Below are 23,084 nucleotides of genomic sequence, written 5' to 3' on the forward strand. Positions count from 1 at the left end.
TCGAATCCTGCCGGGGGCACTCCAGCTCGGACAGCGTGATCAAGGCGCTGACCAGCAAGAGTGCCAAGCACAGAGACCCGGACTCAGTCCCACTGAGTCCGGGTCTCTGTCGTTGTGTGTCACTGATCGCGAGTGAGTGGCGAGTGAACCCCTAGGTAGGATCCCGGGTGCCTAGACGGCCCCTTGTAGATCTTGGTTCGCGGCATCGCCGCGGGTTCCCCGTCACCAGATGCCGTGTATGGCCACGCATGGAGGGCGCCTTGAGGATATTCGCTGGCACAGGCTGCCTTCGGCATCGATCCTGGTTCCAATAGATCGGGATGCCGCCAGCCGAGTCCACAGCTAGCGGTATGCGCGAACCGGGAGCACTGATGGACGCTGGAGACCGCCTCGCCCAGCAAATCGAGGCCATGCAACAGCTGCTCGTCGGCGCTGAGCCTGAGCCGCTGCGGTCCGGGTACCTCGCCGACCCATCGGCCGGCAACCCGGTGCTGCATGGATCGACCGTGACAGCTCTCGTCCCGCAATGGAACAAGCACCCCAGCGGGTTGTTCGTCCCCGCCTCGCTCCAAGCGCCAGCACCGATCGATCTAACCGCTGTCTTCCTCACCCCGGAAGAGATCCTCGGATTCCCGCTGCCTGCTGGCCACACCGAGAGCGAGCTGCAGCGCATCCCCCTGGATAGCGTCCTCCGTTTCTGCGCCATGGCTCTCAACGCCTTGGGCACTCCGGGCGCGTCCGGTGCCGCAGTCGATCGCGCATTTGCCAACCAGATTTTCAAGGAGCCCGTCCGCAGCCGTGTACTAAACCTGCTCCAAGACAACACGCGCCGCCTTCTGGTGCCCCAGGCCTTCATGCTCTTGGCTCGAATGGCCATGGAGACCTCACCTGAGGTCCTGCCCGAAGGAGCGAACGAAGGCGAAGTCGTGATCGCCCTGCTCGCCCTCACGCAGACGATGGGGCTGTTTCCCAACCCCGGCCCGACCGTCATCAGCGACAAGCCAGGCACCTTGGGTCGAGAGCTCATCGCTAACCAACACTTCAACCACAACTGGTCGGTTGCGGGCTTCCTCGCCCGCTATGCACGCCGCTGGCTTCAGATGCCGACTGAGTATCAGCATGATCCAGGCGTGGTCGACCTCGGGAAGGCGTACCGGGAGTGCACAGGCATTGAACTCGGGTCGCTGGCCGCGGTCGCCGGTTACCTGTGGATGGTCACCACCACCGGGCGTTTCGTCGTCCAACGTAGTGAGCTGGCCGACCTGAACATACCCGTCGAGCAGGTCGAGGCCGTGCTGTCGTTGATCAGCAGTGACCTGTCGAGCATGAGGGAGGCGATTCGTAGCGAGCATCCCGACAAGCGCACCGAATGGTCCTTCGACTCGTTCCAGCGCTGGCCAGTCCTCCGCCTGCCCGAGGACCGGTTGCTCATCCTCGACCCCCGCCATCTGCTCAACCGTGCATTCGGATGGCTGCCGATCTTGGACATTAAGTTCCCGCCGCGCGGGCGCACCAAGCCCGTCGGACACACGAAGCTGGCCGCACGTGCCGAATCAACCCTGCGTCACCTCAGCGAGGTCTACGTCAGTGAGGTCCTGCACAAGATCACGGGCGACGAAGGCGCGACACGCCGGGTCTACGACGATTCCGAGCTCAAGGCGGCCTACGCCGCACACGGGCAGCGCATCGCCGACGCGGCGATCGACTACCCCGGCACCTGGATCGTCATCGAGGTCACCACATCCCAGCTGCGCCGTGAGGCTGCCACCGCCGTGCCAGATGAATCACAGATCGAGGACATCGACAAACTCATCGAGGAAATCGACCAGATCGACGCAACCATTGCCGCGCTACGCCGCGATGAGACCGCGCTGACTGGGACGCCAGCTACTGGACATCGCCGCTACCTGCCTCTGCTCGTACTGCCCGAGGGCTTTCCGGTTAACCCGATCACGCTCACGGTGATCCGCGAACGCGCCCGCGCGCGTGGACTGCTACAGGAGCCGGACACCGAACCGGTGGAGATCATAGACATCGAAGAGCTAGAAATGATCGAAGGCATCCAGGAAGAGTCCGGTCCCAGCATGCTGGATATCCTTCGCGGCAAACAGTCCGGCAGTCTGAGAAACTCCGCCGTACGCGACCACATCTTCCATAATCTGCGATTGCATCCCAAGCGACCTGCTCGGCAGTCCGACCTTCTGGATGCGGCGCTGAAGCCGCTCGCAGACGTGCTGCCACACCAGCCCCAAAAACAGCCTCGCCAGCAGAAAGACTGACCCGGGGGGTCGGTTGGCCCCAGCACCCCTACAGGATCGGAGGGCAATTCAGTCTCCGAGGGACAGAGCACCATGCTGGAACGGCATGGTGCGAGGCGTTCCGTCCGGCATCAGGAACAGACCAGCGATTCCCCCTTGACGAACCAAGGCCTTTACTGAGGCGCCGATCAGGTTCCGGAGAATCTGATCGGCCGTCGCCGTTTGCCGCTCGGCATCGACAACCGACCCCAGCACGACCTGCCGGTGGATAAGCAACTGCCCATCAGGGACTCCGTGGAGGACAGGTAGCTGATCTTCACGCAGGAGTAGGGACCGATGCACGAGCAGGGCCCAGAGTGCCCGCACCTGGATGGGGTGCAGGGGTAGGCGGTCAGCCGTCGCGAACTCGCTTGTCAGACGAAGACTTTCCAGCGATCCGCGATCGTCGACCGCCCCCATGAGCGTGACCGAGCCGAGCCTCACCATTAATGGGTACGGCCATCCGATGGGCACAGCTAGGTCGAAGTCGCAGATGTTGCATCCGACCTGCTGCGACTCGAAGGCGAAGAACGTCGAATGCCCCTCGCTGAGCCCCACCACTCCCCGACACTCCTGGAGGAGTGTGTGCAGATGACTTAACTGCTTGAGATCGGAGGCTCTGGCGAGCATCGACGCCTCGGGGTCCCGCTGGACACTGCGTAGGCGCATATCGTGGCGCCGAAGACCGTAGGCGATTTTGGCAAACCAGATGCGCAGGGTTCGCTCAGGCAGCGCCCGTACGGCCTCCGCCCCACTCTTAAAAGCCCGAGAGACCTCGATCTCCACCTTACTGAGGTGCTCGTTGTTGCAGGGCTTGCAGGCAGGAATAAGAACCTTCGGCACAAGCAGCGAGTCATTGGGCAAGTGGATCTTCGGCTTGGGCTGTCGCGGTGGCATGATCTCGCGCTGCATCCAGCGAGGCAGCACGTCCTCGACTGTCCGGTTGCTGTCACTCAGCGCCGTCGCGCAGACGAAGCACTCGTCGTCGTTGAGGCCTTGGCTCTCCCAAGGCCTGTAGTTCACCCCTGCGGCCACCATCGCGTCACCAAGGGCTCCCCACCTCTCTGCGGAAGCTGTCACGTGGCAGAGTGTGACATCAGGACGGACGTGCGGCCCTCTGTTTTCCACAGTGTCATCGACTCGCCTCCACCCGGCGGGAGTTGAGACTCCCTTGGTGTCGATGGTCACGCAATTCCCATCCGCGAAATCACGCTAGGTCTGCCGCCCCTCGACCCTCGTCCGCCCAGCCCATGGCCTTTTCGATCTTCCTGTTATTCAGCTCCTCATGGCCGTCGATGCATCCCTCATACCGACGATGGATCACTTCGGGCGAGTTGCCTGCTCGGCGGGCAACCTCGGCAACTGGGACGCCGGCGTTCAACCAGTTCGTGATGCAGGTGTGCCGAAGGTCGTACGGTCGGTGCGCAAGCGGGGACTCCACCTTGTCCGGCGGCAGGGCGATCGGCCGGGCGTCCTGCCAGACCCTCCAGTAGCTGGATGTCCCGAGGACGGCGCCACGCTCGTTGGCGAAGATCCGGCCGTCCTGCGCCGTGCCGAACTCCGCTATGTGCGCGCGGAGCATGGCGACGAGCGTCGGAGGAATCGGGACGGGACGATCGGCCTTGGGCTCCCGGGACTTGAGCCCGCGCTTGTCGTGGCGCTGCCCTGAATCCGTCCACCGCTTGCCGGACACCGGCCGGGTCTCCTTGAGGGTGAGCGTCCCCCACCCCTTCTCGGGGAGGTAGCAATCCTTCTTCCTGAGCCCCACCGCCTCGGCCGGCCGCATCGCCGCGTACATCTGGCAGGCGAAGAAGGCGACTAGTCGACGTCCGCGGTTCCGGTGAACGGAGCCCACGTAAGAGACGGCCGTGAGGAGCTGCTCACCTTGGACGGCGTTGACCAGGACCCGGGGGTCAACGACGTCGCCCTTGTTGGAGCCCGCGCGCTTCACTCCCGCAAGCGGGTTCTCCTCCAGGTACCCGCACTCAATGGCGTACTCCATGGCCGTGTTGAAGCCGCGGCGCCGGCGCTTATAGGTCTCCCCCGCTGCCGGGGTGTCGTCCAGCTTGAACGAGAGCCGGTACTGGACGTCCCGCACCACCTTGGGGTCGGTGAGAGCCGAGAGCGTCAACGATCGGGTCCGGAGCCACGTGCACGCCGCTACGAGTTCCGGCGGCGGCTCCTCGTCCTCGTGTGCCGGTACCACCGCCCACCGCATCGCGAGCCGCGTCTCCTCCGGTGTGGGCGCCTTCTTACCGCCCTCCATCATCGCGAGCGCCACCGTGGCCAGGCTGTCGGCCAGCCCCTCACGGGTCTTCGCCGCCGCCGTAAGCCACCGGCTCGCCATGTACTCGCGGCTGAAGTCCCACCACGAAGGATCAGGCTTTTCGTTCTCCTTCGCGGCAGCCGCCCGGAGCTCCGACTCCGGCAGGCCGGACGCCACGTCGAACGCCTCGCCCTTCCGCATCGCCTGCCACAGCTCGGAGCGGCGGCTCTCCGCGAGGGCCACGGTGGCGAAGCTGGCGGCCTTCACCTTTCCGGCGACCGTCCAACGGATCTGATACGGAGCCTTCTTGCTCCGTACCTGGTTGACCTTCCACACCCGTACGTCCGTGGAGAGGGTCAGGTCTCCGGAAACGGGCGGGCGCCCGCTGTTGCGGGCGCCCGGGGTGGTGCTGGTCTTGCGGTAGGTCACGCGGCTTCCTCCAGGGTCTCAATCCAGCGCTCCAGGTCCGAGCGACGGATGCGGACCTCGCCGTTCGGGAGCTTGATGGCCTTCGGGCCCTTCTTGAGCTGACGCCACCGGTAGAAGGTGGCTCGGGGTACTCCGATCTCCTTCACGACCTGGGGGATCGTGAGCATCTCGTCACGCGTCGCGGACACGGGTCCTCCTCGACTGGCTACCGAAGACAGGGCGGGGCGCCGCAGAAACCGCAGAATCCGCAGAAACCTGCGAATCCGGGGCCTGACCTGCGGCGTTGGGGGTGTGCGGGCGACTGCCGCAAAAATCACGAGAATCGCCGCAGAAATGGACGGCGGTACCGAGGGTCGGGCGCCGCGAGACCGGCGACGGGATTTGTGCGGCGGTTTCGCCGATTTTTGCGGCTGCCGGACCGACGGGCCGTTTCCGCAGGTGGGCACGGCCACCCGGGGGTTTCTGCGGATTCTGCGGTTTGTGCGGCGGGGGTCCCACCCGAAGGCGGGTGGGGAGGCTCAGGCCTTGGGCTCGCGGACGCTCGGGTGAATCAGGTACCGGGGCGCCGGCGGGCGACCCCGTTTGCCGGTGCGGGGCGGGGTCTCGCTGCGGAGGTAACCGTGCTCCTCCAAGACGGCAGCGGCGGGATCCAGTTCGGCGATGGTGGGGAACTCGGAACGGGAGAGCTTGGCGAAGAGGTCCCGGCGGCTGACGCTCTCCCAGCCGTTGTCCTCCAGGACCGACAGCAAGCTCCGGGCGCGAGCCAGGGTGGCGTCGGCACCCATGAGGTCGAAGACGGTCAGGGCGTGGGCGGCGAAGTAGTCGGCCAGTTCGATCGCCGCGCCCATCGTTGTGGCGCTGATCGGGGTGTTGGTACCGCCGTCAATGTGCTCGGCGAGGTGGAGCAGACCGGCGATGCGGGCTGCGGCACCCACGAGCTTGCCGGCCCACTTCCCGATGTGTCCGAGACGCCCGCCCTTGGTACGGAGCTGCGGCTCCATGCGCTCGCCGTACGCCTTGAGGGCGGCATCGGCTTCGGGGCCCGCTTGGACCACGAGGGGATCGGTCCAGTCCGCGAGCTTGAGCGTGAGGGCGAAGACGTTCCGCTCGTACGTCGCCCCAACAGCGGGCGGAACGGGGTCCGGGTCAATCTTCCGGTAGCCGACCAGGGATTCCGGCAGGCAGTAGAGGAACCGGGCGAGCAGGCCGCGGCCGTCGAAGCCGCGGTTCTTGCCGATGTCCTCCAGGACGCTGGGCTGGACGGCGAGCCCCATGGTGAGCGCGGGCGCCTCGATGAACTCCTGGCGGGTCCGGCGGTCGACGCGCAGCCGGTCGCCGGCGTGGCCCTTGAGGAAGACCTCCATGTTGGGCACACCGGAGTACCGCCCGGCGATGATGTCGAAGATGCCGCCCTCGGCGGACATGACCGCGAGCCTGCCGCCCTGTTCGGCGAGCAGGGTGGTGACCGTCTCGGGAGTGGCATCGTCGGCGAGGAGCCGCGGGCGCGGCGGCACGGTCAGGGACTCGGCGGTCTGGGCGAGGCCGATCGCCTCCGCCACCAGGTTGTCCCGCTCGGGACCCTCGGCCTTCGCGGCTTGAGCGGCGGCCTTGTCGGCGGCCTCGCGCGCCATGCGAGCGGTGACCTCGGCCTCCACGATCGTGAGGTTGGATCCCTCCACGAGCGTGTTCTCCGCCTCGTAGAGCGGTGCGGTCATGGCGGCGAAGACGGCGGACTTGCGGTTGGCCGGGCCGAGGGCGACGACGACGAAGAGGTTGGTGGGCTCGCGCCACCGCCCGCGCACCTGGACGACGGCCCGGCCGCCGGCCGCGGTCGCGAGGACGGAGAGGGCGAGGGCGCCCGCGAGGTCCACCGGGGTCTGGGTCTCCTCGGCAAGCGCGACGACGAAGTCCGAGACCCAGCCAGGGAGGGCGTGCACGGGGAACGGCGGCAGCTTCGGCTGCCGGTCGAGCGGGATTGGCTCCGGCCACGCGGCCGGGACGGTCGTGGCGCCGAGCGCGAGGGCTTCGCGGAGGTCGTCCTCGGTGGCCTCGGCCGACATGCCGGCCTGGACGATGCGGGTGCCGACCTCGATGCTCCGGCGGCGCCGGGCGAGGACGTGGACGATCTCGGCGTAGTAGGTGGCGTTGGCCGTGGAGGGCACGGCCTGGATGAGGGTGTGGAGGTAGGGCCGGCCGCCCGCGCGGACGAGTTCGCCGGTCTGCTCCAGGTGGTGCCCGAGGGTGATCGGGTCGACGGGCTGTCCCTCGGCATGCAGGGCGAGGATCGCGCGGTGGATCGTCTCGTGGGCGGGCACGTAGTGGTCGCCCGGGTCCATCGAGCCGTTCACGTCGCCGATGACGCCGGGCGCGAGCATGAGCGCGCCGACGACGGCCTGTTCGGCTTCCCGGTCGTGCGGTGCCATCCGCTCCACGCCGCCGGGCACGCTGTGCAGCGGCACCACGGGGGCGTACTGCCCATGGGCGGGCTCAGGTGTCATGCTGGGGTTTCTCCTGTTTCTGTCGAAGGGACGGAGAGCCGGGGCGGTCGCGGTCTTGTGGTGAGAGGCGACCGCCCCGGGCACAGCTACTTCTGCTTGAGCCACCGCTCGTACTGCTGGCGGACGTAGGCGCGGGGCTCGCAGATGACCGTGGCGCTGTCGGTGTCCATGAGGCGGCGGGCCGCCTCGGTGGCCATCTCCGCCGCGTCACTGCGTACGCGCTCGCTCTCGTCGCCCAGCGCGATGCGGTCCAAAATCGCGGCCTTGCGGAGCCAGAACTCTCGGCCGATGTCCGTGCCGAACGGCTTGTCGGCGGCGGTGCGGGCGGTCCAGCCGATCTCGCTGATGATGCTCGGGGCGAGCGCGTAGGCGTCCTCGGGCGTCGGCCACTCCTCGGCCCGGAGGTCGGCGGTGAGGTAGAGGCGCTCGCGCTTGCCGTCGCGGGTGGCGTACTGGCGTACGGCGCCCGTGGCGAAGGCTCCGCCGAGCGCGGCGGTCACCCGGCCGGTGTCGTCGGGGTCACAGATGACACGGATCTCGAGCATGGGTCAGTACTCCTTGGTGCTCTCGATGGCGGGGAGTTCGGGCAGTCCGGCGCGGGTGAGGGCCTGCGGGTCGAAGCCGGGCAGGGCCGCGCGCGTGAGCAGGGCGGTGGCGAGCTGCTCGGCGTAGCGGGCGCCGGAGCGGGCGGCCTCGATCTGAGCTCCGGCGCGCAGGGCTTCCACGCGCTCGACGTGGGCGTGGTCCTCGCGCCGCTCGGCCGTGTGCCGCTCGTGCGCGACGGTGGCGCGGCGATCGGTGCGCCAGTAGCGGGCGGCGAGGCCGTAGGCGACGGCGGTGGCAAGCACCCACAGCAGGAGTGGGAGGGACAGTCCGTCGGCGTATCCGGCGACCCCGGCGAAGGCGAGGCCGCCCGAGGTCGCGAACGCGGCTCCGGCGAGGGTGCTGTCCCCGCGGTGTCCGGCCGCGGCGAAGGCGCCGGCCGTGGCCGCTCCGGCGGCGAGGACGACCATCAGGATGGCGTTGCCGACGGAGTGTTCGGCGCCGTTGGCGTTCCAGAGCCGGCCGAGGACGAGGACCGTGGACGTGGCGAGGGCGGGGGCCAGCTTCGGCGTGGCCGTGGTGAGCCAGTGCGGGGTGGTGATCGGCTCGTTCATCGCGGGCTCCTTCGGCTAGTTGGCGAGGTCGGAGAGGGCCGTGGCGGAGGACTGGACGAGGTTGGCGATCGGCTCGTACGCGCCGGTCCCGGCGGCGAAGAACCCGAAGAGGAAGAGCACGATGGCGGCGCCGGCGCCGGAGGACTTGCTCTTCACGGCGAAGGCGGACGCGGCGCCGAAGAGCAGGACGGCGGAGATCTCGAAGTTCATGTCAGGCTCCTGTCGTTGCGAGGTCAGCGGGTGCCGTCGCGGTGGACGCGGGCGGCGATGTTGAACAGGTGGCGGCCGACGCGGATGCGGATGCCGTGGCCCTTGCAGCGGCGGCAGGTCTTGCCGCGCTTGGGCTTGCCCTTGCGGTCCGTCGTGAGGGCGAAGCCGAGTCCGTTGCACTTGCGGCAGTTGCCGAACGGCGAGGCCGCACACAGGGCGGAGTAACCGATCGTGATGGCGAGCAGGAGTGCGCTAGCGGCGAGGAAGGGGGTCATCGGGGGCCTCTCCGGCGGTTTTCCGGGTATGCGCAGGTCAGCCCGCTAGGAACTAGCGTGCTGATCAGATGCGGTATGGGGTGCTAGCGGTGCCGCTAGACCTAGCGGGGTTTGCTGCTAGGTCTAGCGGCGATCCGTGTCAGCTCGCGTCCCGATTTCCGTCACGGTCCGTGATGGCGGCGGAGATGCGGGAGCGCTCGATGCCGCGCCGGTTGGCGCCCTTGCCGCTCTCGGTCTTGCCCCACACCTGGGTGGTGGAGATGCCGTGCGGTTTGAGGGCGGCGGCCAGTCCCTCGGGGTCCCAGCCGCCGTAGATGTCGGGGCGCAGCTCGGCGAGCCGGGCCACGACGACTTCGGACCAGACCTTGGGCTCTTCGGCGGGGACGACGGCGAGGATGTCGCGCAGCAGGTCGTACGCACTGGTCTCGCCGGTCTCGAACGACTCGCCCAGCGCGTGGCCGGAGAGGGTGCCGGCCTGTTCGCGGAGCTTGCGGGCCCGCAGGCCGATGGTCTCGGCGGTGGGGGCGTCGACGTAGACGGAGGAGACGATCCGGGCGTCCGATCCTTCGCCGACGAAGTAGTGGATGCCCTTGTCCTTCCAGGAGAACATCGTGGCCCGCACGCCTCGCTTGTACGAGGACGTGCCGAGGACCATGTCGTTCTCCAGCTGGCCCATGACCTTCAGGCAGAACCGGGCCGACGCGTTCGCGCTGATGCCGGTCGGCAGGGCCTTGGCGTCGGGGCGCTGGGTGGCGAGGAGCAGCACGATGCCGGTGGCCGGGCCGCGCTTGACGAGGTCGGTGCAGACCTCCTCGAACTCCGCCCCGTGCTTGGGGTGCTCGAACCACACCTGGCACTCGTCCACGCCGACGACGATCGGGTGCAGCCCCAGATTCTTCATGTTCGCCAGCTCGCTGGTGACCTTCGACTCCGGGCAGATGTCCCGGGGCAGGGAGCGGATCATCCTCGCCCGGCGCCGCAGCTCGTCCCGCAGTTCCCGCAGGTCGGCGAGGGCGTACTCGATGTCCTCGTCGTCGTCCCCGGCGCGGTGGCGGTGCGAGACGCGCTCGCCCACCGGGTCGAGGTCGCCGGTGCCCTTGAGGTCGTAGGTGTGCAGCTCGGCCCGCGGGTCGAGGGCGGCGATCAGGAGCAGCAGGCGCAGGAGGAACGTCTTGCCCATGCGGGGGATCGCGCCGATGACGGCCGCGATGTACATGAGCGTCATCTCCACCCAGCGTCCGCGCTGGTCGGTGCCGAAGCCGACCGGCTTGAACAGGTCCGTGGCCCCGCTCTTGAGCAGCGGCCACACGGGCTTCCGCGCGGTCGACATGTCCTGGTCGCCGACCCACAGCACCAGGTGCCCGGTGTGCTCCTCCGGTACGGCCTCGGGCCAGACGCAGCCCAGCGGGCGTCGCAGGCCGGACGCGAGCTTGTCGCGGCGCTCGATCACGTCCGTGACGGTGACGCCGTACGGGAGGTCTCCCTCCGCGCGCCAGCCGGGCCCGTCGCGGGTGATCGGGGCGGTGAACGTGAAGCCGTCCCGACCCTTGCCCTGTGCCTGGTTGATCGCCGGGATGCCGAGGGCCCCCAGCGCGCGCAGGACGATGTCGCTGGTGAGCTTGGGTGCCTTGGTGACCTCTACGGCCCGGTTGATGACCGGAGCATCTGCCTGGCCGCCGGCCGAACCGAGGGCGAGCAGCAGCGCGCCGACCGAGACGACCTGGAGCCAGCCGGGGGCGAGGACGTAGAGGGCGAGCGCGGTGCCCATGCCGACGAGTGCGGCAAGGGTGGCGACCAAGGTCCGGAGCCGGACGCGGCCGTCGCGCTGCCGCGAGAGCTTGAGGTACTCCGCCGCGTCCTCGCGCCGGACGGCGGCGAGTCGGACGGGCTCGCCCTCGCGGTCGGCGACCCAGCGCATGGTGCCGCCGATGAACTTCGCCGCGCCCCGCGGGGCCTGAAGGGCGAGGCGCCCGGCGTAGACCGGGGAGCGGAGCGCGTGGTACCCGGCGAGGTGGGTGTAGTGGCTGGCGACCCAGCGGGCGGCGGTCTTGAGTTCGGCCGTCGACCGCAGCCACGCGGGGACGATCCGTCGCCGCTTCGCGGCCGCGAGTCGGCCGAGGTATCCGGGCCCGGCGATCGCCGGACCGTCGACCAACCGGCGGACCGACGGGTCGCCCGACTCGTCGGCCGACCCGACCGCGTGGGAGTCGGGCGACGCGTCGGCGGAGGAGTTGGCCGACTCGGTCCGGGCGGATCGGGCCTTGTCGAGGTCGACCACGTCGGCCCCGGAGTCGGGCGACCCGGTGGTGGCCATGTCGGCTTCGAGTCGGTCGAAGAAGTCGTTCTCGTCGTCGGGGTGCTTCACTGAGACTCTTCCTTCTCTTGGGAGGGAGTGTGGGGTCCGGCCGCTGCCTTGGTCGGTCGTGACCGGACCCCGTGGCTCACAGGTCGAACAGGCCGCCTTGGTCGGCGTCGGGCGCCGCGGTGGCGCGCTGGGCGGCCCGGCGGGCGGCGGTGAAGCAAGGCGGGCACCAGGCGCGCAGCTCGTGCGCGGGAAGAGCAGCGGCCTGGCGGTCGGGAGTAAGCGGGTCCTCTGCGGCAGCCATGAGCCGGACCGGGCCGCCGTGCTTGCTCGCGTATGCGTCGTGCACCTTGGTGCAGCGGCCCTCGCCCTTGGTGTGCGGCTGGCCGCACTCGCCCTCGCACTGACAGCGGTGGCCGGCAGCCCCCATCACCGCTCGGAACAGCCCCGCGGCAGCGATCGGCTCGGACATCACGCAGCCCTCCCCCTGTGGGCGGCAGCTACCAGCCGGGCACGGAGAGCCTCCAGGGCGACCACGGCCTGCTGAGGTACGACCCCGTTCCCGAGCGCCTTGAGTTGCGCCGTGCGGGACAGCCCCGGTATGTCCGTGACGTGGCCAGCAGGCAGACCCATGAGCCACTCGACCAAGGGCGGGTTCAGCCGTCCCAGAGCGTCAACTGGCCCGGGGGCGGGCCGCCCGATGACTTGCGTCCATCGCGCGATGGCGGGCTCGTAAGGGCCCCACGCAATGTCGGGTTGCCGCGCCCGTATGTCGGGCTCTGCCGCTCGCCGTCGGCTGCCGCCGGGGTCGGCAACAGCTCGCAGACCTCGGCCGCCAGGCACTTCCCATGTGTCCCCGCCTCCTGCGAGGGAGTCCGCTTGGTCTGCCGGTTCTCGTTCGCCGACGCGCGTGGGGTCGGCAGCAGGGAGACGACGTGTCGCAGGTTCATCCCGCCCTGAGCCGCGTATCCCGCCCCGGTGCCCTCCGACGTCGACGGTGTCGGCAACAGCGAGGTGACGGCCGTCGGAAGCTGCCCCGTTTGCCCGCCGCCCCGCCAGTCCCTCGCGGCTGGTGTCGGCAGGCCAGGCGTAGAAGAACAGGCGGTTGCGCTGGTGAGCGGCACCGACGTCCGACGCGCGAAGAGTGCACCACTCCGCATCGAACCCGAGGCGGGCAAGGTCGGCGAGGACGGTGTCGAATCCGAGAGAAAGGTGCCCTGCGACGTTCTCAAAGACCGCGAGTCGGGGTCGAAGAACGCCAAGGGCACGGGCGATGTGGGGCCAGAGGTGTCGGGCATCGTGCACTCCCTTCCGCTTGCCCGCGGTGCTGAACGGCTGGCACGGGTAGCCGCCGATGACGATGTCGACCGGCTCCAGGCCGTGCCAGTCCACGGTCGTAAGGTCACCGAGGTTCGGCACGTTGGGGTGGTGATGGGCCAGGATGCGGGACGCTCCGGGGTCGTTGTCCGCCACCCACGAGAGCGTCCCGCCGAAGACGGTCTGGACGGCCATGTCCAGACCGCCGTAACCGGTGCACAGCGAACCGATCCGCAGCCCGCTCATGCCGCCGCCAGGATCGCGGGAGCGTCGGTGCGGGCGCCGCGTCGTCCGGAGCGGCGGCCAGCCACGGCGGCGAACAGCCGCTTCAGCCCCGCCCGCCGGACCCCGGCACGTGCCTGCTTGGCCGCGTACATGGCCTCGTCGGCCCGGCCGAGGAGCGCGGAGAGGTCTTCGCCGGGGAAGTCGGCGGCGCGGACCCAGCCGAGGGACACCGTGGTGGCCACGTGCGGGTTGGCCTTGTCGGCGGGGCGGGCCAGTACCCCGTGAAGGACCGCGAGCAGGTCCGCGACCGTTCCGTCGGTGTCCAGGACGACGGCCGCGAACTCGTCGCCGCCAAGGCGCCCGGCGATGCCGTTCGGGCCGACGTAGTGAGCGAGGCGGTCGGCGGTGGCCTTCAAGAGGGCGTCGCCAGCCGCGTGGCCGTGGCGGTCGTTGATCTGCTTGAAGTGGTCGACGTCCGCGAGGACGACCACCGCCCTGTCGTCGCGCAGGAGCGCGTGGGCCCGGCGGGTGAAGCCCTCGCGGGTTCGCAGCCCGGTGAGCGGGTCGCGGCGGGCGGTGCGGAGCCGACGGCGCAGCCACAGCACGTGGCCGGACCATCCGGCCGCGAGCGGGCCGGTCGCGGCGAGGATCGTGGCGAGCGTGTTCATGCGGCGACCTCCTCGGCCGTCTCGGCGGACTCGTCCGTGTCGCTGCCGTCGTTCGTCTCGACGGAATGGAGATCCGGGCGACTGGCCCGCTCGACGAGCAACTCGTCACGCAGTACGCGAGAGTTGGCTGCCGAACAGTGCAGTGCGGTCCGGATCGCCTCAGCGTTGATCCCTGCCAGCGGCCAGTCGCCGGTCAGCTCGCGGGCCTCGACCAGCAGCTCCGCCGCCGAGCGGGGCGGTTTCGCCCCCTTGGGCTTCTGGCGGTTGGTGCGCTTGCGCGGCTTCCGCTCGTCCTGTTCCTCGGCCGGCGGCGGCACGGCGGGCTCCTGCTCCGGCTCCTCTACGGCCCTGTCGGGGGCAAGCTCCCCGAGCCTCAGGAGGACGCGCTCACGGCGCGGGGTCTTCGACCGCCACCGCCATCCGTAGGTCTCGCGCAGGTCAGCGCGGGCGAGCTGCCGCTCCTTCTCGCGGGAGAGCGCATCAGCGTAGGAGGTGATCTCCCAGAGGGTCATCCGGCGCCACAGCGAGAAGGTGGAGGGGAAGGCGAGCAGCCACCGCGAGGCCCGGATCTTGTCCATCCGGCGGCCGGTCGCGGCCCCGATCCGTACGGCGTAGATGTGAGCGCCAATCTCGGAGAACACCACCCACAGCAGCGGCATCGTGCCGTGCGCGAGCTTGGCCCACATGCCATGCCCCGCGGCCACGTTCAGACCGCAGGTGATCAGGGTCAGGACCCAGGGCACGAACCGCACCCACGCAAGGGCCATGTCCATCCGGATCAGGAGGAGGTTGGCCACGGTGAAGACCGGAATAGCCACGTCGATGCCGACCGGCAGCATCCACGGTTCGCCGAAGCCCCACCGCAGCGCGGCGGCCGACACGGCGTCGAAGGAGGAGATGAGCCCGAGGGCTCCGACGCCGGCCGCGGCGAGCGCGCCGATACCGGCGAGGCCCATCTCCGGACGCGTCAACGGCGGAACCGCCGAACGCTCGTTGGTGATCGCGGTCGTCATCGCGCACCGCCGAAGAGCTTCCGGTTCCGAACGGCCCATCCGATGTGCTGGAAGAGGAATCCGAGAACCGCCACGACGAACAGCCACGCCTGATGGGCTACAACAGCGCTCGCGGCACTGGCCGCCGCGATTAGCGAGCCAAGCCAGACGAGAGCCAGCTCCGAGCCCCAGGGCACCCGGGCGCTCATGCCGCCGCCCCCTTCCGGGAGCGGGAGCGGCGGGCCGCCGGCCGTACCAGCGGGAGGACGTTGAACAGCTCCGGCGCGAACGCCTCGATCGCCTCGGCGGCGACTCGGCTCACCTCGTCCGGCAGGTTCGGGTTGTCCGCGAGGATGTCCCGCGCCGCGTCCAGACGGGCCGCGCGCTCCTCCTCGCTCTCGCCCTCTACCCCGAGCCACAGTTCCACCGGGGTGCCGAGGGCGAGTTCCACGAAGTCGTTGGCGCTGAGGGCCTGATGGCCGCCGATGAATGTACGCATGGCTGATCGCTCCTGAACTTGTCGAAGGGGCGCTGGGTGGCCTCGGTCCGTGGTGAGAGGCAGCCACCCCAGCGCGGCGGGGTCGGAATCCCTCCGGCTCCCCCTGCCTCGCCCGTACAGCACCCCGTGCGGGGCCCGGACGGGCGAGGGAGGCAACCGGCCGCAGCAACCGCTGCGCAGGTGACCTGACGTCCGCGAGTCACCGGCTGTCCCGGTGCATCGAACCGGCGGATCAGGGGACGCGGTGGGCGTGGTCGCCGTGCCGGTCGAGCACGGGCGACGCCCAGAGTCTTCGTCGATGCATGGAGACCCCCTCGGTCGGTTGGATCGGATGAAGCACTGCAAGGGGGACCTGTGTCCCCACCCTCCGGCCGTTGCTCGCGGTCGCCGGGCCACCTCGCCAGTACGGGCCGAAACCCTGTTCCACCTGGCCTTTAGCGGGATTGCAGCGTCCCCGCCCTGTGCTTGCAGACAGCACCTCTCTTCGGGCCGAAGCCCGATGAGGTACATGTATCACTTGTTCCTCATCATGGAGAGGCGGGTTGGGGTCGTCAAGTCCCTTGGTTTTCAAGGAGGTCGTGAACCCGCCCCGCTCGATGCCTCAAGCTTGGCCTGATCAGGGCAGACGCTGGACTCCACACATGTACGGCTGCGGGACGACTTGGCTACGGTGAAGTCGTCCCAAGTCGTCCCGCAGGTGGGAGAGTGCGGCATGGCCAACGAACGACTGCGCGGCGCCATCATCGAGAGCGGCATGACGCTCGATCAGGTCGCCGAGCGGCTCGGGGTGTCGGCGAAGACAGTCGAGCGCTGGATCAACGATCCCAAGCGCCAGCCGTACCGCCGATTCAAGTACGCGACGGCCTCGCTCCTTCAGCGCGAGATGTCTTACTTATGGCCTGAGGAGCGGACGTCCGCAGAGGTCACCGAGGCGGGCAACGCCGAGCTGATCAAGCTCTACCCCCACCGCTCGGTCGTGCCGAATCGGCTCTGGACGCAGCTCTACGCCAGCGCTCAGCGGTCCTTCGACGTCTTGGTCTACTCGGGGTTCTGGCTCACCGAGGACGCGGCCTTCCACCAGGTCGTCAAGGAGAAGTCGGCCGCCGGCATCCCGGTCCGGTTCATGCTCGGCGACCCCGACTCAGCTGCGGTGGCAGTGCGCGGAGCCGACGAGGGGATCGGCGGGGCCATGGCAGGCAAGATCCGAAATGCCCTGGTCAACTATGCGCCACTCTTCGGACTCCCCGGCGTGGAGTTCCGCCTCCACTCCACCACGCTCTACAACTCCCTCTATCGCGCCGATGACCAGATGCTTGCGAACGGGCACCTGTACGGCGTCGGCGCATACATGGCGCCGGTGCTGCACATCCAGCGAGTGGCCGGCGGCGAGCTCTTTGACGCTTACGCCGAGAGCATCGAACGAGTCTGGGAGAGCGCCCGCCCCATCACCTCACCCACCGACCTGGGAGGCTCGGACGCATGAGCCGTATCGACTACTTCCGCGACCCCGCCGCCCCAAAGGCCAACTCGGTGGTGCCGTCTGTGACGGTCGTCGTACGCGACGACAAGGGGCGGCTCCTCCTCATCCACAAGACCGACAACGACCTGTGGGCTCTCCCTGGTGGGGGGCACGACATCGGTGAGCGAATCGGCGGCACCGCGGTCCGGGAGGTGCGGGAAGAGACGGGGATCGAGGTGGAGGTGGACAACATTGTCGGCCTCTACACGGACCCAGACCACGTCCTGGCGTACGACGACGGAGAGGTCCGTCAGCAGTTCTCCATCTGCTTCCGAGCCCACCCGGTCGGCGGGTCCCTCCGTACGAGCAGCGAATCGAAGGAGGTCCGCTGGGTGAACCCGGCGGACCTCGATGACCTGGACATCCACCCGTCCATGAGGCTGCGCATCCGGCACGGCCTGGACGAGTCGCGACGGGAGCCCTACCTCGGCTGAGCGTCCGCCGCGGCAGCGGCCATACGGCGCTCCACCCGCTCGTTGGCGGCGTAGATCTCGGGCGCCGCGCGCTGAATGAACCGCCCCACGATGGTGTCCGGCCCGTACCGCTGCACGATCTCGTCCAGCCGGGCGACCGGGGTGGTGTGCCCACCGTCGGGAGTCGTCGTCATGTCGGAGACGATCAGCGCGTCCACCAGCTCGGGCCGCTCAAGCTCGAACTCCGTCTCAAGCTCATGCCGGAGCCCTCGCTCCTCAGCCTCCAGGAGCGCACAGGAGTGATGCGCCACGAGCCGCACCACACGCTCATCGGCGCCCTCCTGGTCCCGCAGGAACCAAGCCCCATCGAGCGGGTGGAACCCAGTCGTCGCAATGGCCGGCGAGTACCCAACGTCGTGCAGAACGGCCGCGGCCTCCAGCAGCTCGGCGTCGGCGCCGAGGATCGGGCTCAGAGACCGAGCCCGCTTGGCGACGCCGAGGGAGTGTGCCCAACGACGCGGCAACGGCTCGGACAACATCGATTCGGAGAGCGAGTACGCCCACTCGGTAAGCCCCATGGACGCCAAGGCTACGACTGCCCTTCCGAATCGGGGAGAGCCCGCACAGTCCGCCCCCTGCCTTGCACAGTGTTAAGCAAGCCGTTCCCCTCCATCTGTGCCAAAACGCGACGAACAGCAGTGCGTGAAACACTAAAACGTTCACAGAGCCGGGCCTCCGAGGGAAACGGATCACCGACGGTCAGTGCGTCTTCGGAGATCACAGAAGTCACGCGGGCCGCGAGAGACTGGCGGTCGCCACCTTGAGCGATCCGCCAACCGATACCCGGTGCCGACTCTACGCGACCTTCAGCTTCGAGTATCTTCAATGCTCGGCGAACCGTGTTCCGGGCAATGCCGAACTGGCGCATTAGATCGGCTTCCGAAGGCAATGCACTGCTACCCTCCCCGGACTCAATGGCCAATCTGAGTGCCGCCGCGACGATCAAATACGTTCCTCGCGCACTAGCTTGCGACACACCTACTCCGTTCAGCAAATTGAACAAGGTTCACCATTGATCGACACAAAACCGAAGGCTAAATCTTGCGCTTACGCCCCTTCTGCGGCGGATTGGAGTTTTTCCAAACCAGCACCTTGAATTCAGGAAACGGCTCATCAGAACCATAGATCGGCTCACAAATCGGAAGCACCCCTTGGGCCTCAAACTCTCTGAGCATTTCCCCCTGCTGTGCTCGAATAGCATGAGCCCAGTCAACATCACCATTAGCCCGCACCGGGTCACCAAAGAGAGGAAGGCGAACCAAAGAGCTTCGCTTGAGCAGTTTCTCCAGCTCGGACCAGATGTACTTGTACTTATTGCCTTCAAATGACCCAATGGCAACGAACAAGCCCCCCGGAGTCAGGCTTCTGGCCAGATTCGAAATCTCCACCTTGAACGCCTCTACACTGTCCCTACTTGTCAGAAAGTTGCAGGTGACAATCAAGTCATAGGCACTTGGCTGGCGCACTCCATCACTCTGCGCTTGCTCGCGCGCAAGACTTTCAGAAATATAATCGTCACCCCTGTCATACTCGTCAACTATGCGGGCTACTTCTTGTTCCAACTCCCGAACATGCTCGGCAATCGTGGAGAATCCATTGAGATCCAGATGCCTAACCGCGAACGGCAGAGAGCCAGAGTGGGAATACTTTTCACCGCGTCGGACCAGTATATTTTCAGAGAGGTTGTGAAGCAGATGCGACCATGCCTTTCCTCGGTCTAGCGCGTCCGCTACTACTACTGGGGCAATCCTGACGTCTGGCGTTGCCGCTGCGGCCCACGAAATCAGATCAGCATAGAAGTCGCGGATGGCATAGAGGGCAGGCGCTGGCCCCGCTCCGACTTCAAGCACCGTAAGGCCGCGCTGCCGTATTGGCAGATTACCAGCAGCGAAGAGGGCTTCGAGGACCTGTGTCACTCTGCCGTATCGATCGGCTAGGTGCTGCAAGGTATAAGCAGCCACCTCAGCGGAACTATCAAAAGTTAGATCGTTACATGCCTCTCGAGTGGCGCGCAATTGGCTAGCCGTAGCGCTAGGCTCTCGCCCTATTTGCCAGACAGTGTCATTCACAGCCCGACAGAGAGAACGAAGATTGCTCAGCGAAGCACTGACCTCCGAGCGCCGCCACTCCTCAAAACTCCGAGCGTTCTCCAATTGCCAGCGCCGAGCCGACCACCGTGCAATTGACTCATCCTCGCCACCGTGAACCATGCCCCACCCCTCACGTATCGCCGCACTGGAGATGCCGCAGAGACTTCTGTGACCGCTCAACCGCGATCTCGGCATACAGCATGCATCAGCTGTCACCAGCCGGGCCAGCCTTACGGGAGGCCAGGCAGGGAAGCGGAACTCACCGGGCTACCCGAGCGGCAGAAGCCCTGCGCCCGGCGCGACTCCGGGTCGCACGACTGGCCCATTTCTCGAACACTTGATCGACACAATCGGCTCCGTGAGTCACGCCCGGCGGTGCCGCAGCGTCGACACGCCAGCCCTTGCCGACCCCAAGTGCTGAGCAATCAAGGATCACTTTCGGGATTATGACCGGATAGCTCCGAGTGAGTGGCGAGTAAAACCCCTGGCGCGCTCACCAGCCAGCACCGTTCTTGCAGGTCAAGAGGCTCGATGTGCCACAGTTGCGCATGCCCTCCGGAGCCGTGTGCGCAGGTTCGAATCCTGCCGGGGGCACTTCGCAAGAAGTGCCACACAGACCCCGTGATCAGCGGAAACGCTGAGAACGGGGTCTTGTTGTAGGTGCAGCCATGTGCCGTCACATGGGATGCGGAGCCGCGAGCGCTGCCGACTGCGGCCAAGACGGGCGACCAAAGGACAGCCAGCAGTGAGGGAGGGGTGGCCTCTTGCGCATGGCCGGCCGACTGCCGGGCCCGAGGGGGGCAGGGCGCCGTGCCCTTCCCGTCACGGATGGCGGGAGCGTGAGGCGACCGCACCACCGGGAAAGGGCGGGCGGGGAGCAGTTGCTGCCGCGAAGTGGCAGAGGCCGGTGTGATCGCTCCGCGTCGGTACCGGTCTCGTCGTGGCTGATGAGCGCGTCGTTCGGTCGTCCTCGGTATCCGCCTGTGGCAGTGCCCTAGGTTGGATCTTGTGGCTGAGCTGACAAGTTGTGCCACTCATGGCCGCATCCGCCAACGCAGTGCAGCGCCCGCCTGCGAGTATCGGCGATGCCGAAGAGGGCGACTAGCAGGCGAAACGACTTCGTGAGTTCGTACGCCGGAAGGGATGCCATCCCGAAGCGCCACTTCGCGAGCATGACCGCGGGCGTGTGGGTGGGGCGAATGCCAGAGCGTGCGATGCTCTCAGGCACATCGTCCTCACGGGCGCGAGCCTGACCACAGAACAGCACCAGGGCATGCACGGCCTTGCGCTTGTCATCCTCCGACAGGCCCTCGAACCACTCGATCCCCTCAGCCTTCGATCTGAGACCTTGTGCGAGTTCGTTCAGGATCACCTCGTGTGCGTACAGCACAGCCATCCACCCCCTTTGCGACCAGGCCGACGGTACCCCCGTGGGCGCCGGCGAGCAGCACAGTTTTGCGGGCTACGCATGCCCCTTGCCTGCCCGATCGGGCGGGAAACTGCGGGGATCGTCGGGTAACGAGGGCAACCGGACAGGTCAACGGCCCCTGACCGTCGAGCCTGGTCAGAGGCCGTTTCGCCTGGCGGTGGGTGTGGGATCTGAATTCACGGTGACATCGCTGCCGCGACGGTTTTCAAGACCGCGTAGGGATCGACGCTCCCAAAGCGTCGAGTGCCCCCACGGCCGCGTGGATGTGACCCGGGCCGCGACGCAACCGTTCTCCCGCGCACCACCAGGACAGTCGCTCCTCTGTGTCCTCCTCCAGATGCATGCCCAGGCCATGCTCGGGGCACAGGGGCCACGCCTGCCACAGAAGCTCCATGACGGTGTCCTGCGCGGCATCGGCGACGCTCGCCAGTGCGGAGGCAAGGCTGTCCTGTGAGGTCGGGTCCAAGTGGTTGCCGTGCCACTCGCCGTTGGCCATGGCGACGGAGACGTTCTCCGGCTCATCCGCGTCGTAGGACGGAACGGCCAGCAGCTGCAGGGGTTCCAGCTGGGGAAGCGTCACCGCCAGGTCCCGGTTCAGAAGGGCGAGAGCCTGGTCCCACACGGGGTACTCGCCCGGCGAGACACGGCGAGGCTCAGGGGGGTCGAAGAGAGCGCACATGAGCACCATCCTCCGCCATGCCCGGGGCAGCCCCGATCGCTCAACAGCCTCGCCCCCCTGCAACGACCGCGTGCGGGGGCTGACATCAGCGGCTGACATCCACCATGGGTCGCACGGGACCGTCGTCACCATCGGCACCAAGCGGGTCCACGTGAAGATGGACAAGGCCGCGTTCGAGAGCCATGACGGGGAGGTTGCAAACTTCCTTCCCGCCGATCTGGAGCCTGGGCATCTCGGTACCCCCCGAAGCTCAGACCGGATGAACGATGCCTTCACCGCCTTCAAGCTGGCGGCTGGCACTGACCTCGTGACCCTGGCGTTGGACGCGGAGATCATCACCGCCGAACAGGGGGAACAGATCAAGGCTGCATGGGCCGGCCACTTGGAGAACTGACAAGTGCGGCCATGCCCCGGCTCAAGCCGTGCTCAGGGTGAGTGTCCAACTGCGTGACGACGCCGACGAACAGCGGCGTACACCCACGAACTCCTGCGGACCACCAGCTCAGATGAGAAGCGCCGCAGCGCACGGGAGCTCCGCCGCCCGAGTTGCTTCGGGACGAAGAAGTCGTGGGGCCAGGTCGCGGGTTGCTCCATGAGGAGCCAACTGGTCTGGAAACCATCCACGCCGAGACCTCAGGCACTGGCATGCTGGCAGCTCAGGGGGCCGGCCACTGCGATCGTGAACACGATCGTGCTCGATTCTTCGAGGCCTGGCGCGACGCCTAACCTGAAAGCGCCCTGCATTCAACACCGACAGGCCAGCGTCTCCCGTGCCACAACCGCGCCGGTTGGGACGGGGAACCCCGGCGCAGGCGGGGCGTTCCAGCCCGCGCCATGTCGAAGGCCCAGGGGTTTGGCAGTACGGATGGGGGAACCGTGTCGACGTCGTTCGCGGCCATGCTGCTCCCGGTGATGGTCATCGTCGTCGGGCTCTGTCTCACAGGCGTTGTTCTTGGTATCCATGCCTTGCTCCTCGGACGTCTACCAAGCCGAAGGCTTGCGGGGTGGGTCCGTCGGCCCAGGCTCTGGGGAAGCGGCGCAGTGCTTGTCGCCTGCCTTGGGTTCGGTAGCCCCACCGTGTTCGTGGTTGGGCTCGGGCTCATCGCTCTGGGGCATACCGTCAAGGCCTCCCGCTGATCGGCTTCTGGCCGTGCCGCACCCGTGCCAGAACGAGCAGGAGAGCACGGGGAACAGAAGGCACTGGCGGGTGTCCACGGCACATCCACAGGCATCTTCCTGTCGCAGATCAGCCGCGGAGTCGCCCAACCGCTCTCCTAAGGAGGTGGCTTCCTTGCAACCAGCGGCAGGGGCCAGCTCGCGCAGGCCACCAGCGCGCTGCCGTCCTCGGTGAGGAAGAGCAGGGTGAACCGTGTCCGATTGCCAGGGTCGATCAGTGCGGTGCGCACGGGCCGGTCGTGCTCCCTGATGAGCTGCACCGCTCGTGCCAGCCCAGGGGGTTCGAATCCACGCATCCGCATGCGCTGAAGTCGGCGGCTGAAGACGCCGGTATGCGCACCAGTGGGCTGCACCCGCTCTTCCACCGAGTACGGAGCGCCGCGGCGCAGGGCGGCCAGAGCTGTCGCGGACGCCTCGTCATCACCGATCAACAGTGATTCCAGCACATGCCGTTCCATGACCACCCCCGTTTGGATCGTGCGGTACAGCAGCCAGGTACCGCAACCCTGGTGCCCTCAGCCCTCCAGCCACTACAGCGTTCTGACGAACCCGGAAATCGGTTCGTTCGTCGCGCGGTGCACAG

24 protein-coding genes are annotated in these 23,084 nt (G+C 67.6%); 4 read left to right on the forward strand and 20 right to left on the reverse strand.

Annotation, left to right across the window (positions count from 1 at the left end):
* Positions 1-371: 371 nt before the first annotated feature.
* Positions 372-2,279, forward strand: a complete 1,908-nt coding sequence (locus IE311_RS26160) for a hypothetical protein (RefSeq protein WP_189834265.1) — start codon at positions 372-374, stop codon at positions 2,277-2,279.
* A gap of 48 nt (positions 2,280-2,327) precedes the next feature.
* Here the strand turns inward: IE311_RS26160 and IE311_RS26165 are convergent, their stop codons facing one another.
* The 14 genes from IE311_RS26165 to IE311_RS26230 form a co-directional block, all read right to left on the reverse strand.
* Complete coding sequence (locus tag IE311_RS26165) at positions 2,328-3,377, reverse strand: hypothetical protein (protein WP_189834266.1); 1,050 nt, start codon at positions 3,375-3,377, stop codon at positions 2,328-2,330.
* A 127-nt stretch (positions 3,378-3,504) separates the two neighbouring features.
* Complete coding sequence (locus tag IE311_RS26170) at positions 3,505-4,992, reverse strand: tyrosine-type recombinase/integrase (RefSeq protein WP_189834267.1); 1,488 nt, start codon at positions 4,990-4,992, stop codon at positions 3,505-3,507.
* Positions 4,989-5,180, reverse strand: coding sequence for a helix-turn-helix transcriptional regulator (locus IE311_RS26175; RefSeq protein ID WP_189834268.1), 192 nt, complete (start codon positions 5,178-5,180; stop codon positions 4,989-4,991). Before IE311_RS26175 ends, IE311_RS26170 begins: the two co-directional genes overlap by 4 nt.
* A 330-nt stretch (positions 5,181-5,510) precedes the next feature.
* Positions 5,511-7,490 carry a YfjI family protein gene (locus tag IE311_RS26180; protein WP_308439828.1) on the reverse strand — a complete coding sequence of 660 codons (1,980 nt, stop codon included), beginning with the start codon at positions 7,488-7,490 and terminating at the stop codon, positions 5,511-5,513.
* An 86-nt stretch (positions 7,491-7,576) separates the two neighbouring features.
* The gene (locus IE311_RS26185) at positions 7,577-8,035 is read right to left on the reverse strand and encodes a hypothetical protein (protein ID WP_189834269.1); all 459 of its coding nucleotides are present in this window, start codon (positions 8,033-8,035) and stop codon (positions 7,577-7,579) included.
* 3 nt (positions 8,036-8,038) lie between these two features.
* Positions 8,039-8,647 (reverse strand): hypothetical protein, encoded by a 609-nt coding sequence (locus tag IE311_RS26190; protein WP_189834270.1) that lies wholly within the window; start codon positions 8,645-8,647, stop codon positions 8,039-8,041.
* Between the two features lie 15 nt (positions 8,648-8,662).
* The gene (locus IE311_RS26195) at positions 8,663-8,857 is read right to left on the reverse strand and encodes a hypothetical protein (protein ID WP_033206753.1); all 195 of its coding nucleotides are present in this window, start codon (positions 8,855-8,857) and stop codon (positions 8,663-8,665) included.
* A gap of 23 nt (positions 8,858-8,880) precedes the next feature.
* A complete protein-coding gene (locus tag IE311_RS26200) occupies positions 8,881-9,132 on the reverse strand; it encodes a hypothetical protein (RefSeq protein ID WP_189834271.1) in 252 nt (83 codons plus the stop codon).
* Positions 9,133-9,271: 139 nt separating this feature from the next.
* Complete coding sequence (locus tag IE311_RS26205; protein ID WP_189834272.1) at positions 9,272-11,497, reverse strand: cell division protein FtsK; 2,226 nt, start codon at positions 11,495-11,497, stop codon at positions 9,272-9,274.
* Positions 11,498-11,573: 76 nt separating this feature from the next.
* Positions 11,574-11,906, reverse strand: a complete 333-nt coding sequence (locus IE311_RS26210) for a hypothetical protein (RefSeq protein WP_189834327.1) — start codon at positions 11,904-11,906, stop codon at positions 11,574-11,576.
* Positions 11,906-12,997, reverse strand: a complete 1,092-nt coding sequence (locus tag IE311_RS26215; protein ID WP_189834273.1) for a DNA cytosine methyltransferase — start codon at positions 12,995-12,997, stop codon at positions 11,906-11,908. The genes IE311_RS26210 and IE311_RS26215 overlap by 1 nt, the downstream gene beginning before the upstream one ends.
* The gene (locus tag IE311_RS26220) at positions 12,994-13,644 is read right to left on the reverse strand and encodes a GGDEF domain-containing protein (protein WP_189834274.1); all 651 of its coding nucleotides are present in this window, start codon (positions 13,642-13,644) and stop codon (positions 12,994-12,996) included. The genes IE311_RS26215 and IE311_RS26220 overlap by 4 nt, the downstream gene beginning before the upstream one ends.
* Positions 13,641-14,657 (reverse strand): DUF2637 domain-containing protein, encoded by a 1,017-nt coding sequence (locus tag IE311_RS26225; RefSeq protein WP_229902168.1) that lies wholly within the window; start codon positions 14,655-14,657, stop codon positions 13,641-13,643. Before IE311_RS26225 ends, IE311_RS26220 begins: the two co-directional genes overlap by 4 nt.
* A 184-nt stretch (positions 14,658-14,841) precedes the next feature.
* Positions 14,842-15,135 (reverse strand): hypothetical protein, encoded by a 294-nt coding sequence (locus IE311_RS26230; protein WP_189834275.1) that lies wholly within the window; start codon positions 15,133-15,135, stop codon positions 14,842-14,844.
* A 712-nt stretch (positions 15,136-15,847) separates the two neighbouring features.
* Between IE311_RS26230 and IE311_RS26235 the strand changes: the two genes are divergently transcribed.
* Together IE311_RS26235 and IE311_RS26240 are read left to right on the forward strand one after the other, a co-directional pair.
* The gene (locus IE311_RS26235) at positions 15,848-16,618 is read left to right on the forward strand and encodes a helix-turn-helix domain-containing protein (protein ID WP_189834276.1); all 771 of its coding nucleotides are present in this window, start codon (positions 15,848-15,850) and stop codon (positions 16,616-16,618) included.
* A complete protein-coding gene (locus IE311_RS26240; protein ID WP_189834277.1) occupies positions 16,615-17,088 on the forward strand; it encodes an NUDIX hydrolase in 474 nt (157 codons plus the stop codon). Before IE311_RS26235 ends, IE311_RS26240 begins: the two co-directional genes overlap by 4 nt.
* On the opposite strand, the gene IE311_RS26245 is transcribed toward IE311_RS26240, so the two are convergent.
* The 5 genes from IE311_RS26245 to IE311_RS26265 form a co-directional block, all read right to left on the reverse strand.
* Entirely contained in the window at positions 17,076-17,645 is a 570-nt protein-coding gene (locus IE311_RS26245; protein WP_189834278.1) for an HD domain-containing protein, read from the reverse strand. The two genes, IE311_RS26240 and IE311_RS26245, sit on opposite strands and share 13 nt — an antisense overlap.
* Positions 17,646-17,656: 11 nt before the next feature.
* Complete coding sequence (locus tag IE311_RS26250; RefSeq protein ID WP_189834329.1) at positions 17,657-18,103, reverse strand: GntR family transcriptional regulator; 447 nt, start codon at positions 18,101-18,103, stop codon at positions 17,657-17,659.
* Positions 18,104-18,161: 58 nt separating this feature from the next.
* The gene (locus IE311_RS26255; protein ID WP_189834279.1) at positions 18,162-19,088 is read right to left on the reverse strand and encodes a hypothetical protein; all 927 of its coding nucleotides are present in this window, start codon (positions 19,086-19,088) and stop codon (positions 18,162-18,164) included.
* Positions 19,089-20,211: 1,123 nt separating this feature from the next.
* The gene (locus IE311_RS26260) at positions 20,212-20,613 is read right to left on the reverse strand and encodes a DUF5958 family protein (RefSeq protein ID WP_229902169.1); all 402 of its coding nucleotides are present in this window, start codon (positions 20,611-20,613) and stop codon (positions 20,212-20,214) included.
* 238 nt (positions 20,614-20,851) lie between these two features.
* Positions 20,852-21,325, reverse strand: a complete 474-nt coding sequence (locus tag IE311_RS26265) for a hypothetical protein (protein WP_189834280.1) — start codon at positions 21,323-21,325, stop codon at positions 20,852-20,854.
* On the opposite strand from IE311_RS26265, the gene IE311_RS26270 reads away from it, so the two are divergent.
* Positions 21,324-21,719 (forward strand): hypothetical protein, encoded by a 396-nt coding sequence (locus IE311_RS26270; RefSeq protein WP_189834281.1) that lies wholly within the window; start codon positions 21,324-21,326, stop codon positions 21,717-21,719. The two genes, IE311_RS26265 and IE311_RS26270, sit on opposite strands and share 2 nt — an antisense overlap.
* An 880-nt stretch (positions 21,720-22,599) precedes the next feature.
* Here IE311_RS26270 and IE311_RS26275 read toward each other — a convergent pair.
* Entirely contained in the window at positions 22,600-22,959 is a 360-nt protein-coding gene (locus IE311_RS26275) for a hypothetical protein (RefSeq protein ID WP_189834282.1), read from the reverse strand.
* Positions 22,960-23,084 lie beyond the last annotated feature (125 nt).

The organism is Streptomyces zaomyceticus (assembly GCF_014656215.1).
GTDB classification, from domain to species: domain Bacteria; phylum Actinomycetota; class Actinomycetes; order Streptomycetales; family Streptomycetaceae; genus Streptomyces; species Streptomyces zaomyceticus.